The organism is Sulfitobacter sp. W027 (assembly GCF_025143985.1).
Classification (GTDB): domain Bacteria; phylum Pseudomonadota; class Alphaproteobacteria; order Rhodobacterales; family Rhodobacteraceae; genus Sulfitobacter.
In genome coordinates this window covers 1653706-1667694 of record NZ_CP083564.1, presented here as the reverse complement: position 1 = coordinate 1667694, position 13989 = coordinate 1653706, and the positions used below count along the sequence as shown (strand labels likewise).

Sequence of the window (13989 nt, the reverse complement as noted above, 5' to 3'; positions counted from 1 at the left end):
ACGCATGGCTCAGGCAATGAAAATCGCGATTGTAGATGATGAACAGGACATGCGGCAGTCCATCAGCCAGTGGCTTGCCCTTTCGGGCTATGACACCGAAACTTTTGGTAGCGCCGAAGATGCGCTGAAGACGCTCGGCCCGGATTATCCCGGCATCGTCATTTCTGACATTAAAATGCCCGGCATGGACGGGATGCAGTTTTTAAAGAAGCTGATGGGCAGCGACTCGGCCTTGCCGGTCATCATGATCACCGGCCACGGCGATGTGCCGATGGCGGTGGAGGCGATGCGCGTGGGCGCGTTCGACTTCCTTGAAAAGCCCTTTAATCCCGACCGGATGAGCGAACTGGCGAAGAAGGCTACCAATGCGCGCCGTCTGGTGATGGACAACCGCGCCCTGCGGCGCGAACTGTCGGACGGCGGCCAGCTGATGAAAAAGCTGATCGGCCAATCCCCCGTGATGGAACGGCTGCGCGAGGATATCCTTGATCTGGGGCAGGCCGATGGGCATGTGCTGATCGACGGGGAGACCGGAACCGGCAAGACCCTTGTGGCACACGCCCTGCACGCGGTCGGCAGTCGCGCGGGCAAGAAATTCGTGCTCGTCTCCTGTGGTGCTTTGGAAGAAGACGCATTGGCCAAGCGGCTGTTTGGCCCGATGCAGCCCGAAGATGCGCAGTTGCCTGCCATCGAAGAGGCACGTGGCGGTACGTTGGTGTTGGAAGACATTGAGGCATTGTCCGAAAGCCTTCAGGCCCGCTTGTTGAGCGCCATCAATGAGCAAGGCACCCCGGCGGAGACACGCATCGTTGCGATCTCGAACCTGCAAGAGGCGGGTCGCACCTCCGAAGACGCGCTGCGCTCTGATCTATTCTATCGTCTGGCCGCTTTGCGCATTACCGTGCCACCGCTGCGCCAGCGGGGCGAAGACATCCTGACGCTTTTCACCCGCCTGAGCGATCAGTTCGCGGATGAATACGGGTGCGACGCGCCGCAGGTCTCGGCCCAAGAGGCGGCGCAGCTCTTGCAGGCCCCGTGGCCCGGTAATGTTCGCCAGTTGATCAACGTGGCCGAACGCGCTGTTCTGCAATCGCGCCGGGGATCGGGCACCATCGCCTCGTTGCTGATGAGCGACCATGATGAGATGCAGCCGGTGATGACCACCGAAGGCAAGCCGTTGAAAGAATACGTCGAGGCCTTTGAGCGCATGTTGATCGACAACACCATGCGTCGTCACAAGGGCTCAATCGCCAGCGTGATGGATGAACTTTGCTTGCCCCGCCGGACGCTGAACGAAAAAATGGCGAAATACGGGTTGCAGCGGTCAGATTACCTGTGACCACAAGGGCGGCGCAGCTTAACCGCCGCGCTGCTCTGCGATCTCAATTGCCTTGCCGTTTTGATCGGTAATACAGGACCAACTCGCGGCACCGGGTACATCCACGACATAGCGGTAAAGCTCGACCACTGGCCGGGAGGTGTTTACTGCCACCTTTGCCGCACCCGTCTGCTGGCCCACCGCCGCCACACAGCTTTTCTGCCCGCGCAGGTCGGCCAGCGCCGCAGGATTGTCAGCCACGGCGATTTCATCACAGGCAGTGAGACCCAGCAGGGTCAGACAAAGCGCGGGGCGCAGAATTTTTTTCATAGAAAGCGGTCCTTTAAAATTGCAGGCCGCAAATGGCGGCGGGGTCATTCAATCGTGCCACCCGGCTCAGGCTTTGGCGACAGTCTGAATGTTTCCAAGCCCATGACCCTTGTCAACCGAGCCGAGATAAACGGCATTTGACTGTTGCTCATTCGATTGACCATTGTGTTTCACCCCCTAAAGCTCTTAACTAGCCTGATAAGTCCTGTAACGCCCAACCGGCGTATGGCGACTTTTGACAGTTTCGCTGCCGCGCGACCCCGACACCGGGGGGCAGGCAGACCGATTGGGCCGGTAACGGCCGAAGAACCGCTGATATTCGCGAGGGTTAGCCCAAACGAAGCACAGCTAAATTAATGGATGTAAGAGGCGCGACAAGCCCTTGCATCGGAGAAGAACCGCGATGACGCGCGCAGATGCTCAGAGCAGACAGACCGGGGCCATTCGTGGTCCCGCTGTTGCCGCGTCCTCCATCGCCCTGACAAGTCACACCTCCCAGCCCGATGCCCCACCAGGGGCTTTTTGCGCGCGGGTGCTGTGCATAATGGATCTATGTCTAAGAAAATGCTTATCGATGCCACCCACGCCGAGGAAACTCGCGTCGTGGTCGTGGATGGAAACAAGGTCGAAGAATTCGATTTTGAATCAGAAAACAAACGCCAGCTTGCCGGCAATATCTATCTAGCCAAGGTTACGCGCGTCGAGCCGTCGCTTCAGGCGGCCTTTGTGGACTATGGCGGCAACCGTCATGGCTTCCTCGCTTTTTCGGAAATTCACCCCGATTATTACCAGATTCCCGTGGCCGACCGTCAGGCGCTGCTGGAAGAAGAGCGCGCCTATGCTGAAGCGCAGGCCGCCAAGGACGACGAGGACGAGAAACCCAAGCGCACCCGTTCGCGGTCGCGCAGTCGGTCAAAAAGCCAAGCGGTTGACACCAAAAGCGATGATGCCGTCGCTACCACTGAGGTCGCCGAAGAGAACAGCGATCAAATCGCCGGTATGGAAACCGTCGATCTGGACAGCGAAGAGGGCAGCTCGCCCATGGAGCGGGTCGCTGAGACCCCGGTGGAAGAGCCCGAGAACGACAATGACGCGACGGATGCAAGTGCCGATGCGCAGGATGCAGCGACCGCGTCCGATGATGCAAATGGTGACGACGACGCCGGTCACGACGCCACAGCCAAAGACGATTCCATAGAATCTGTTGCGGACGAAGATGACAGCGAAGACATTCGCCCAATCCGCAAACCGCGCCCGCGTCGGTACAAAATTCAAGAAGTAATCAAGGTCCGCCAGATTCTGTTGGTTCAGGTCGTCAAGGAAGAACGCGGCAACAAGGGTGCGGCGCTGACCACTTACCTCAGCCTCGCGGGCCGCTACTGCGTGCTGATGCCGAACACTGCCCGTGGCGGCGGCATCTCGCGCAAGATCACTAATGCGGCGGACCGCAAGAAACTGAAGGAAATCGCGACCGAGATCGAGGTGCCGAAAGGGGCCGGCCTGATCGTGCGCACGGCGGGTGCCAAACGTACCAAGGCCGAGATCAAGCGCGACTACGAATACCTGCAGCGCCTTTGGGAGCAGATCCGCGAGCTGACGCTGAAATCCATCGCGCCCGCGAAAATCTACGAAGAAGGCGACCTGATCAAACGCTCGATCCGCGACCTCTACAACCGCGAGATTGACGAGATCCACGTCGAGGGCGAGCGTGGCTACCGCATCGCCAAGGACTTCATGAAGATGATCATGCCGTCCCACGCCAAGAACGTGAAGCTCTATAACGAGAGCCTGCCGCTCTTCGCCCGCTATCAGGTCGAAAGCTACCTCTCAGGCATGTTCAACCCGACAGTGCAATTGCCCTCGGGCGGCTACATCGTGATCGGCGTGACCGAAGCGCTGGTGGCGATCGACGTGAACTCGGGCCGGGCCACCAAGGAAGGTTCGATCGAGCAGACCGCGCTCAAGACCAACCTCGAGGCCGCCGCCGAAGTGGCACGTCAGCTGCGTCTGCGTGACCTCGCGGGCCTGATCGTGATCGACTTCATCGACATGGACGAGCGCAAGAACAACGCCGCCGTCGAAAAGATGATGAAAGACAAGCTCAAGACCGACCGCGCGCGCATCCAGGTGGGCCGTATCTCGGGCTTCGGCCTGATGGAGATGAGCCGCCAGCGCCTGCGCCCCGGCATGATCGAGGCGACGACCCAGCCTTGCCATGCCTGCCACGGCACCGGCCTTGTGCGTTCGGACGACAACCTCGCGCTGTCGATCATCCGCCAGATCGAGGAAGAGGGCACCCGCCGCCGCTCCCGCGAGGTATTGGTCCGCGCACCGGTGGGCATCGCCAACTTCCTGATGAACCAGAAGCGCGAGCATATCGCCAACATCGAGATGCGCTATGGCATGTCGGTGCGGATCGAAGGCGACCCGACGCTGGTGAGCCCCGACTTCCACATCGAGAAGTTCAAGACTGCCACCCGCACCGTGCCACCCGTGTCGGATCATATCGTGTCGGTCGATACATCGCTGATGGATCAGATTGACGAGGACGAGAGCGCCGCAGAGGCCGAAGAGGAAGAGGCAACCGCCGCGCAGGAGGCTGCCCAATCCGAGAATGGAAATGGGAATAGCGGCGAGAATGGTGAAGAGGGCGAGGGCAAGTCCAAGCGCCGCCGCCGCCGCCGTCGCAGCCGGGGTGGCCGTGGCCGTAATGGCAATGGCGACCAGCAGAATGGTGCAGAGGTCCAGAATGGTGCTCAGGAGCAGGACGCCGCAGACTCGGACGACAGCGACAAGGCCCAGCCGGTAGAAGCTCAAGCGTCCCAGACCGATGGCGATGATGCGCCTGCCACTGAAGAAAAGCCTAAGCCTAAAACTCGGAGCCGGTCGCGCAAGCCCAAAGCTGAAGTGGCCCCCGAAGCGGAACCCGCACCCCTGGCGCTTGCCGCAGCCGAAGGCGATGAGCCAAAGGTCACTGCAGAAGCCGAGGTTGAAGGCGCACCAAAGCCCAAGGCCAAACGCAGCCGTGGCAGCCGCGCCAAGAAGCCCAAGGCTGAGGCAGAGGCTGCAGAAGGCACCGTGACGGCAGACGCCGTAGCGGCAGAGGAAGAGGCCGCACCCGCCCCGAAACCCAAGCGCCGCAGCCGTGCCAAGGCGAAACCGGCCGAGCCGGTGGCCGAAGCTGCGCCTGATGCAAAGGCTGAAGCTTTGCCCAGTGACGCGCCAATCGCGGCACCGTCGCCGGAAACGGCAACGCCTGTCGCGGAAGAGCCGCAGCCTGCGCCTCAACCCGAGCCTGTCCCGCAGACCGTAGCTGCTGAGGCTCCGGCAGCGGAAGCCACGCCTGAACCCGCTGCGGAACAGGTCCAAGAGCAGCCCGTCGAGAAACCCAAGCCCAAGCGCCGGGGCTGGTGGTCGCTGGGCAGCTGAACCACGGCACTTAAACAGAAACGGCGGGCCTTAGGGCCCGCCGTCTTCGTTTTGATCATGTAAAAGGTAGCGACGCCGCGTACGCGGATGCGTCTTAGCCGCCCTTTGTAATGACGTAGAGTTCCACCGCGCCTTCGGTCCGGGTTTCGGTCAACTCATGCCCGGCCTCAACGCAAAAATGCGGCACATCGATCACGGCAGCCGGATCATCAGCATGCATATGGAGTTGATCGCCCGGCGCCAAAGCGGCCAGTCGCTTGCGGGCTTTCAGCACGGGCAGGGGGCAGAGCAGCCCCGTGGCATCTAGTTTTTCGATCTTCATAGGATCAGTTAATCCAAGAGTTTCTCAAGGTCCACGATCTTGTGACAATATGACAGGTGACGCCGGGCCGCTCTCGGTCTAGGAGTCAGTCATGTTTGAAATCAGCCTCCTCGACGCCGGGCTTTTGCCCGCCATGACAATCGCCCTGATCGCCGGGATTTTCAGCTTCCTGTCGCCCTGCGTTCTGCCCATTGTGCCTCCCTATCTGGCCTATATGGGGGGCGTGTCGATTAACGACATGTCCAGCCAATCCAGCGCCCGGCGGCGCGCGGTCGTAGCGGCGTTGTTCTTTGTGCTGGGGCTGAGCACGGTGTTCATCCTTTTGGGCTTTACCGCCTCGGCGTTCGGGATGTTCTTTCTGCAAAATCAGGCGCTCTTTGCCAAAATCTCAGGCGTGGTGATCATTGTCTTTGGCCTGCATTTTGTGGGTCTGTTCCGCATACCGTTTCTTGATCAAGAGGCGCGTTTGGACGCAGGTGATAAAGGTGGATCGAGTTTCGGTGCCTATGTTCTGGGGCTGGCTTTCGCCTTTGGCTGGACGCCCTGTATTGGCCCGCAGCTCGGCGCGATCCTGTCGCTCGCGGCCAGTGAGGCCTCAGTCTCTCGCGGGACGCTTTTGCTGGGCGTCTATGCGGCAGGTCTTGGTATTCCCTTTCTATTGGCCGCTATGTTCATCACCCGCGCGATGACACTGATGAACCGGATCAAACCGCATATGAAACTGATTGAACGGATCATGGGCGGGCTGCTGGTTCTGGTGGGGCTGGCGCTGCTGACTGGGGCTTTCACGACCTTCTCTTTCTGGCTGCTAGAGACCTTCCCAATCCTCGCCACGGTGGGATAAAGCCTTATTCTTGCCCCGAATTACGGCTAGACTGTGCCGGACAAGGGGTTGGGCATGAGCGACAGCAAAACAGGGCAGGTCAAGACGCGTCGGGTGTTCTACATCCCCGGCTATGATCCGATTCACCCCCGCCGCTACCGCGAGCTTTACCGCAAGGAAGGCGCGGCGCAGGCGGCGATATCTGGCTATGAGATCGGTTTGAAACCCAAGGCGGGCAAGGGCAACTACGGCTGGCGCGTCGATGCTGAGATTGACGGCCGTCAGGTCACCTCGCAGGTTGAAGTTTTGGTTTGGTCCGACATCGTGCGCGAAAGCATGAGCAATTCGATCCCCGCGACCTATTGGCAATTGCTGTGCACCGCTTGGGTCTACATCGGCTCGGGCGCGCTTTGGCGGTTGATGCGGCTGCGCAAGGGGCCAGTGATTGCGGCGCTTTATCCGGTGGGAATGCTAATCTTGCAGGCGTTGCTGGCGCTGGCGATTGGCCTGCTGACTTATCGCCTTCTCGGAATGATAAGCGACCATTGGGCGGCGCGGCTGGCTTTTGCGGCTATCGGCGTGGGTTTGGGCATCGCTTTGCTTCGCTGGTTCAAGAAGAAAGACGGCAAATTCTTCGCCTATTACCTCATGCATGACTATGCCTATTCCGCCGCCACGCGGGGTGCGAACCCGCCGGAGTTGGAAGCCCGCATGGAGATGTTTGGCCACGACATCGCCGCCGCCTTGGCCGAGGGCGTTGACGAGGTGCTGGTTGTCGGACATTCCTCCGGCGCACATCTGGGGGTTTCGGTACTGGCCGACCTGATCCGCGCGGGCAGGGTGCCCGGGCAGGGACCTGCTTTGGGGTTTCTCTCGCTAGGGCAGGTGGTGCCGATGGTGTCCTTTCTGCCGCGCGCCGACCGGTTGCGCGCCGACTTGCGCTATCTCTCAACCCGCGATGAACTTACGTGGGTCGATGTCACCGCGCCCGGCGATGGCTGCGCCTTTGCGCTCTGCGATCCGGTGTCGGTTTCTGGCGTCGCCCCCGACGGGAAACGCTGGCCACTAGTCTTTTCCGCCGCCTTCACCCAAACGCTCAGCCCCGCGCGCTGGAAGGCGTTGCGCTGGCGGTTCTTCCGGCTGCATTTCCAGTATCTCTGTGCCTTCGACCGGCCGCGCGACTATGACTATTTCCAAATCACTGCAGGGCCGCAGACCTTGGCCGCGCGATATGATGGGCGCCCGGCCTCCAAATCTCGTATTGACCACGCGGTCAGCAAATACACTTCTGTCGCCGCATGAACCTGCCCCCGAAGCCTCCCGCGCGCCCTGATCGTGTGTCACTCTGGCGCTATGCCAAGCTGTTTCGCGCCGACATCCTCTCGGCCCAGCCCGCCCGGCTTTACCGGGCGTGGATGGCGGAGTTTAAAACGCCGTTTTTCCGCAGCTACTTGATGAACCAGCCCGAACTGGTGAAAACGGTACTGAAGGACCGGCCCGATGATTTCCCCAAGTCCGACCGGATCGGTGAAGGGCTGCGCCCGCTTTTGGGCAACTCCGTCTTCCTGACCAATGGCGAGACATGGAAACGCCAACGCCGCATCATCGATCCGGCGTTCGAAGGGGGCCGCCTGCGCGAAACCTTTCCTGCCATGTGGGACGCGGCAGAAGCCGCCGCCGTGCGGCTCGACGGACAAGTGGGGCAGGTGGTCGAGATCGAGGCCGAAACCAGCCATGCCGCCGCCGATGTAATCTTTCGCACGCTGTTTTCGCTGCCAATTGAACACGAAGTCGCCCGCGCGGTCTTTGACGAGTTTCGCAACTACCAACGCAGTCAGCCGATCCTGAACCTTGGTGCGCTCTTGCCACTGCCACATTGGATGCCGCGCCTGTTCCGCAAAGACACCCGGGCCAGCGCTGCGCGGATCAGGGCGTTGATTACCGAGTTGACCCAAGAACGGATGCAACAAATCAAGGCGGGCACCGCGCCCGACGATCTTGCCACCAAAATCATGACACAGGCAGACCCCGAAACGGGGGCGCGGTTTAACACCGAGGAGATGGTCGATCAGGTCGCGATCTTCTTCCTCGCGGGCCATGAGACAAGCGCCTCCGCATTGGCTTGGGCGCTTTATTTGATGGCCACGCACCCCGAATGGCAAGAGCGTTTGGCCGAGGAAGCGCAGGCGCTGGAGATTTGCGATTTCTCGCTGATGTCCCAGCTGAAACTCAGCCGGGATGTCTTTCGCGAGACGCTGCGCCTCTACCCGCCCGTGCCGATGATGGTGCGCGAGAACAGCTGCCCTGAACGCTTTCGGGATCGGGATGTGAAGAAGGGCGCGCAACTGGTGCTCAGCCCGTGGCATCTGCATCGGCACGAACGGCTTTGGGACAACCCCGACGGTTTTGACCCGACCCGCTGGCAAACCGAGAACGGCAAACAGTGCCAGCGCGAGGCCTTCATTCCATTCTCCGCCGGGCCGCGGGTCTGTACCGGTGCAGGATTCGCGATGGTCGAAGGGCCGCTGATCCTGTCACGCATCCTGCGCGACTTCCGCCTGACGGCGCAGCCCGACCGTGTGCCTGTGCCCGTCGCACATTTGACCGTCCGTTCAGATAAGGGCATTTGGTTAGCGCTATCAAAGCGCTAGCCTTCTATCATCGGCTTTGCGTTTCGATTAGAAACGCTGCAAACGGAATCAACAATAGGACGTGGGTGACATGGGCTACGACAAGGCGCAACTTGAGCAAATGAACAGCGGCAAGGGCTTCATCGCGGCGCTCGATCAATCGGGTGGCTCCACCCCCAAGGCGCTAAGCCTCTATGGCGTGGAACCGTCGGATTACAATGGCGACGAAGAAATGTTCAAAGCCGTCCACGACATGCGCGCGCGGATCATTCTGGCCGAGGATTTCACCTCTGACAAAGTGATTGGCGCGATCCTTTTTGAGCGCACGATGGATGACACGATCAACGGCAAACCCGTCCCGCAGCTGCTCTGGGAAGACCGGGGCGTGGTGCCTTTCCTGAAGATCGACAAGGGTTTGGAAGAGACCAACAATGGCGTGCAGATCATGAAGCCGATCATGGAGATCGACGATCTGCTGGCCCGCGCGGTGAAACACGGCATCTTCGGCACCAAAGAGCGTTCGGTCATTCACGATGCCAATGAAAACGGCATCGCGGCCGTGGTGGCGCAGCAGTTCGAACTGGCGAAACAGGTCTGTGCGGCGGGCCTAGTGCCGATCATCGAACCTGAGGTGAACATCAACTCCGACAGCAAAGCTGAGGCTGAAGAGATCCTGCGTGGCGAGATCGAAAAGCACCTGAACACGCTGCCTGAGGGCGAAATGGTCATGCTGAAGCTGACGATCCCAGAAAAGGCCGGTCTCTACGACGGTCTGGCGGGTCACGCCAACGTTCTGCGCGTTGTGGCGCTGTCGGGTGGGTATTCCACGGCTGAAGCCTGCGAACGGCTGGGCAAGAACCGCACCATGATTGCCAGCTTCTCGCGCGCTTTGACAGAAGGGCTCAACGTCAAAATGACAGATGCGGAGTTCAACGAGGCGCTTGGTCAGAACATCGAAAAGATCTACCAAGCTTCGATTTGTTGAAGCGGAATTTTTTGAAAATTCCGAGGCCGTTTTCTTTTAAAGAAAACGGCTACAAGATGCGCCGGATGGGTTCTCTATTGCAAAATATGATGGCCTGTCCGGCGTTCTCAACCGCTTGAAAACCCCGACGTTTCAACTCGCGTTCGAATTCGCGGCGACCGACGAACTTTTCGATATCGCGCGCTTTACGTCGAATAACCTGACCGCGGATTGCCGCCTTGGAGGCGAATATATCATCCAGCCAAGCGCCGGGTGAAAGAGTGGATGCGAGGGCCATGGCCCAACGCTATTCCGCTTTTAGTAAACGTTCCTTTAACGATCGCAGCACGAACAAGCGGATCGCCCCAGCAAGCCCGATATCAAGCCCCCGTGTCGCGTCAATCTCGGTTACCAATGCGTTGATCGGCATGCCACGTGCAACGGCAATTGCGCGGAACTCATCCCAGAATTCATCTTCGAGAGAGATTGATGTCCGGTGACCCCGAAGGGTCACCGAATGTTTGCGTGGCCGCGCGTTCATGTCTCGCGCTTATGCGCTTCCAGATTGCGGGCGATCTGTTCGGCGCGGGCCTTCAGCGCTTCTTTTTGCGCTTTGGTCTGGCCAAAGCCCACGGCGTTTTCATTCGCGCGGGCCTTGCGGGACGACCGATCCCGCTCTTTCTTCACCTTGTTGAGGTTGATGGGCGCACTCATTTTGGTCCGATCATATTTTCGGGCCGCACGACCCGTTCAAAGGTTTCGGCATCCACGAAGCCCAGTGCGATGGCCTCTTCTTTCAGCGTGGTGCCGTTCTTATGCGCGGTCTTGGCGACCTTTGTGGCATTGTCATAGCCGATCTCAGGCGCGAGCGCCGTCACCAACATCAGTGACTCGCGCATCAGCTTCTCGATCCGGTCTGCATCGGCCTTGAGGTCGACCATAAGATTGTCGGTAAATGCCGAGGCCGCGTCACCCAAAAGTTGCATGGATTGCAGCACGTTATAGGCCATCATTGGCTTATAGACGTTGAGCTCAAAATGACCCTGCGAGCCTGCGAAGCCTACGGCGGCATCGTTGCCCATGACGTGGATGCAAACCTGCGTCAGCGCTTCGCACTGGGTCGGGTTCACTTTACCCGGCATGATCGAAGAGCCCGGCTCGTTTTCAGGCAGGATCAATTCGCCCAACCCGCAGCGCGGGCCGGAGCCCAGCAGGCGGATATCATTGGCGATTTTGAACAGGCTGGCCGAGACGGTTTTCAGCGCGCCGGAGATTTCCACCATCGCGTCATGGGCGGCCAGCGCTTCAAATTTGTTCGGCGCGGTAACGAAGGGCAGGCCGGTGATTTCGGCCATATTATGCGCCACGGTCTCGGCCCAACCCTTTTTGGTGTTAAGCCCGGTGCCGACGGCGGTGCCGCCTTGGGCCAGCTCATAGATGCGGCCAAGCGCGTCGCGCACGCGGGCGATGCTCATGGCGACCTGATGGGTGTAGCCAGAGAACTCTTGGCTCAATGTCAGCGGCGTCGCGTCCTGCGTGTGGGTGCGGCCGATCTTGATGATGCCGTCGAACTCTTCGACCTTCTTTTGCAATGCGCCGTGAAGCTTCTCCAGCCCCGGCAGCAGCACGTCCCGCGCCGTCATCGCGGTGGCGATGTGCATCGCGGTGGGGAAGGTGTCGTTCGAGGACTGGCCCATGTTGCAGTGGTCGTTGGGGTGCACCGGATCTTTCGAGCCGATGGTGCCGCCCATGAGCTCAATCGCACGGTTGGCGATGACCTCATTAGCGTTCATGTTGGACTGCGTGCCCGAACCTGTCTGCCAGACCACCAGCGGGAAGTTGTCGTCGAACTTGCCTTCAAAGACTTCGCCAGCAGCCTGAATGATCGCTTTGCCGCGTTCCTCATCCAGCGAGCCTTGCGCCACATTCGCTTGCGCGCAGGCTTTCTTGATCACGCCAAGCGCCCGCACGATGGCGATGGGCTGCTTTTCCCAGCCAATCGGGAAGTTGATGATCGAGCGCTGCGTCTGCGCGCCCCAGTATTTGTCGAAGGGGACTTCGAGCGGACCAAAGCTGTCGGTTTCGGTGCGGGTATCGGCCATTGTGCGGCTCCTGCTGTGACTTATCGTTGTCCAGCGGTGTACCTGTGCCTTGCGGCCTGCGCAATGCAGGGATGGCGCTAACGGCCAATCCAGACTTACTTCCTAAAGGAATCCAGTGATACGATTTCGGCGTCTTTGACCGGCTCTTCTGCGACTTCCAACTCATCTTCATCAGTCTGATCAAGCGTGCCTTCTTCGCTGTCGTCATCGTCCTCTTCGCTCTCCTGCTGCTCAAACCGCAAGCCAAATTCAACCGAAGGGTCCACGAAGGTGCGGATCGCGTCGTAGGGGATATAGAGCGGCTCTGGCGCATCGCCAAAGTTCAGCGTGATCGCAAAACCGTCAGCCGTTACTTCCAACCCGTCATACCAATGCTGCATGACCACGGTCATCTCACCGGGGTAGCGGTCAGACAACCAGTCAGCCAATTCCGCATCCGGATGCGATGTATCGAAGGTGATGAAGAAGTGGTGATTCCCCGGCAGACCGTTGTCCGATACGTCTTGCAATACCTTGCGGATCAAACCTCGCATGGCTTCGTGCATTAGGTTGCCGTAATCGATACTGCGGCTCATTCTTCTCTCCGGTCCGGGCGATGGGCAGGGATCAGCATACCCCATTCACAGGCGAGTAAAAGGGGGCGCAGCGCTAAATAGCGCTAACGGCAAGGGCGAGGGCTGCGAGCAACACCATGGTCGTGACGAAACCGCGCCTGAAGGCCAGCATCAGCACCGCAGCCGCAACGGTAAGCGCGGCGGCCATGGGGTCGAAACTCATCCAAACCGGCTCTGGCAGGGCGAGAAAGACGCCGGGACTCACCCGGTCAAACAGGACATGCAGCGCAAACCAGACAGAGAGATTGGCAATCACGCCAACGACAGCCGCCGTAATGGCCCGCAGCGCCCCGGCGATACGCGGCTGCGCAGAAAGCGCTTCGAGATAGGGCCCGGCAAGGAAAATCCACAGGAAACAGGGCGTGAATGTCACCCAAAGTGCCAGCAACCCAGCAGTCAGCGCGCCCATTGGGCCGCTTTGGGCAAAGCCCGCCAGCATAGCGACAAATTGCGTGACAAGGATTAGCGGCCCGGGTGTCGTCTCAGCCAAGCCAAGCGCATCGATCATCTGGTCGGTGTCGATCCAGCCGAAATCCTGCACCACAGTCTGGGTCATATAAGCCAGCACCGCATAGGCACCGCCGAAGGTCACCACAGCGAGCTTGGAAAAGAACAGCCCCAGTTGCAGGAGAAAATCATCGCTTAGTCCGGCTATCAATAAGAGGGGCGCAGCCCAAAGCGTGCCCCAAATCAGCAGGGTGCGCAGGCTCTGGGCGGGAGGGGCGCTTGTGGGCTCGGGCCGGGCGGCAGACCCACGAACAAACATCCCAACGGCTCCTGCGATGAGGATGATAAGCGGGAACGGCAGGCCAAATAGGAAGAGGCTAATGAATGACCCAAGCGCCAGTGCCCAGCCCAGCCGTCCATGCAATGCTTTCGAGGAAACTTTCAGAAGCGCTTGAAATACGACAATAACAACCGCAGCTTTGATGCCGAGAAACGCCGTTTGTACGAAAGGCAGTTGACCATACCACGCGTAAAGCAACGCCAATATGGCGATGATTATGGCCCCCGGGACCACGAAAAGCAGACCGCCCAGCAACCCGCCTGGCACTCCGCGAAGACGCCATCCCGCATAGGTCGCCAATTGCATCGCCTCAGGCCCCGGCAGTAACATGCAAAGCGATAGGGCGCGCAGGTAGGTTTGCTCACTCAGCCACGGGCGGTCTTCGACCAATTCGCGGTGCATCACTGCGATCTGTGCCGCCGGGCCGCCGAATGACATCAGCCCGATGCGCCCGAAGACATGGGTCATTTCTGACCAAGAAGGCATGTAATCCTGCTCAGGGAGAGCATGGGGTTCTGGCGCGGCCATGGGGCATCCTATGCAATCGCAGGTGCGAAGCCTCAAGATACGGTTTTCGCAGCTTCCTCAAAGGGATAGCCTCGGACAATGAAGCGGTCAAGCAGACCCGCGCGCCCCGAAATCCTTACGACGCCGGACGCAACATTAACAG

General features: G+C 59.8%; 14 protein-coding genes. 6 read left to right on the top strand and 8 right to left on the bottom strand.

What is annotated here, in order from left to right; all coding sequences use genetic code 11:
• Positions 1–4 precede the first annotated feature (4 nt).
• Positions 5–1339, top strand: a complete 1335-nt coding sequence (locus K3759_RS08135; protein WP_040701160.1) for a sigma-54 dependent transcriptional regulator — start codon at positions 5–7, stop codon at positions 1337–1339.
• Between the two features lie 18 nt (positions 1340–1357).
• On the opposite strand, the gene K3759_RS08130 is transcribed toward K3759_RS08135, so the two are convergent.
• Positions 1358–1648, bottom strand: a complete 291-nt coding sequence (locus tag K3759_RS08130) for a hypothetical protein (RefSeq protein WP_259985514.1) — start codon at positions 1646–1648, stop codon at positions 1358–1360.
• Between the two features lie 552 nt (positions 1649–2200).
• Here K3759_RS08130 and K3759_RS08125 point away from each other — a divergent pair.
• Positions 2201–5077 (top strand): ribonuclease E/G, encoded by a 2877-nt coding sequence (locus K3759_RS08125; RefSeq protein ID WP_259985513.1) that lies wholly within the window; start codon positions 2201–2203, stop codon positions 5075–5077.
• Positions 5078–5171: 94 nt separating this feature from the next.
• Here the strand turns inward: K3759_RS08125 and K3759_RS08120 are convergent, their stop codons facing one another.
• Positions 5172–5399 (bottom strand): sulfurtransferase TusA family protein, encoded by a 228-nt coding sequence (locus K3759_RS08120; RefSeq protein ID WP_259985512.1) that lies wholly within the window; start codon positions 5397–5399, stop codon positions 5172–5174.
• 91 nt (positions 5400–5490) lie between these two features.
• Between K3759_RS08120 and K3759_RS08115 the strand changes: the two genes are divergently transcribed.
• The 4 genes from K3759_RS08115 to K3759_RS08100 all read left to right on the top strand — a co-directional run bounded on the left by K3759_RS08115 (position 5491) and on the right by K3759_RS08100 (position 9837).
• Positions 5491–6243, top strand: a complete 753-nt coding sequence (locus K3759_RS08115) for a cytochrome c biogenesis CcdA family protein (RefSeq protein WP_259985511.1) — start codon at positions 5491–5493, stop codon at positions 6241–6243.
• 54 nt (positions 6244–6297) lie between these two features.
• Complete coding sequence (locus tag K3759_RS08110; RefSeq protein ID WP_259985510.1) at positions 6298–7524, top strand: hypothetical protein; 1227 nt, start codon at positions 6298–6300, stop codon at positions 7522–7524.
• Positions 7521–8873 (top strand): cytochrome P450, encoded by a 1353-nt coding sequence (locus K3759_RS08105; protein ID WP_259985509.1) that lies wholly within the window; start codon positions 7521–7523, stop codon positions 8871–8873. The genes K3759_RS08110 and K3759_RS08105 overlap by 4 nt, the downstream gene beginning before the upstream one ends.
• Positions 8874–8943: 70 nt before the next feature.
• Positions 8944–9837 (top strand): fructose bisphosphate aldolase, encoded by an 894-nt coding sequence (locus K3759_RS08100; protein WP_259985508.1) that lies wholly within the window; start codon positions 8944–8946, stop codon positions 9835–9837.
• 49 nt (positions 9838–9886) lie between these two features.
• On the opposite strand, the gene K3759_RS08095 is transcribed toward K3759_RS08100, so the two are convergent.
• The 6 genes from K3759_RS08095 to chrA all read right to left on the bottom strand — a co-directional run bounded on the left by K3759_RS08095 (position 9887) and on the right by chrA (position 13805).
• Positions 9887–10114 carry an N-(5'-phosphoribosyl)anthranilate isomerase gene (locus K3759_RS08095; RefSeq protein ID WP_259985507.1) on the bottom strand — a complete coding sequence of 76 codons (228 nt, stop codon included), beginning with the start codon at positions 10112–10114 and terminating at the stop codon, positions 9887–9889.
• 9 nt (positions 10115–10123) lie between these two features.
• A complete protein-coding gene (locus K3759_RS08090) occupies positions 10124–10357 on the bottom strand; it encodes a ribbon-helix-helix domain-containing protein (protein ID WP_259985506.1) in 234 nt (77 codons plus the stop codon).
• Entirely contained in the window at positions 10354–10530 is a 177-nt protein-coding gene (locus K3759_RS08085; RefSeq protein WP_007119696.1) for a DUF4169 family protein, read from the bottom strand. Before K3759_RS08085 ends, K3759_RS08090 begins: the two co-directional genes overlap by 4 nt.
• Complete coding sequence (gene fumC / locus K3759_RS08080; RefSeq protein ID WP_259985505.1) at positions 10527–11918, bottom strand: class II fumarate hydratase; 1392 nt, start codon at positions 11916–11918, stop codon at positions 10527–10529. The genes K3759_RS08085 and fumC overlap by 4 nt, the downstream gene beginning before the upstream one ends.
• A 95-nt stretch (positions 11919–12013) precedes the next feature.
• Positions 12014–12493 (bottom strand): SspB family protein, encoded by a 480-nt coding sequence (locus tag K3759_RS08075; RefSeq protein WP_259985504.1) that lies wholly within the window; start codon positions 12491–12493, stop codon positions 12014–12016.
• A 73-nt stretch (positions 12494–12566) separates the two neighbouring features.
• A complete protein-coding gene (chrA, locus tag K3759_RS08070; RefSeq protein ID WP_409202515.1) occupies positions 12567–13805 on the bottom strand; it encodes a chromate efflux transporter in 1239 nt (412 codons plus the stop codon).
• Positions 13806–13989 lie beyond the last annotated feature (184 nt).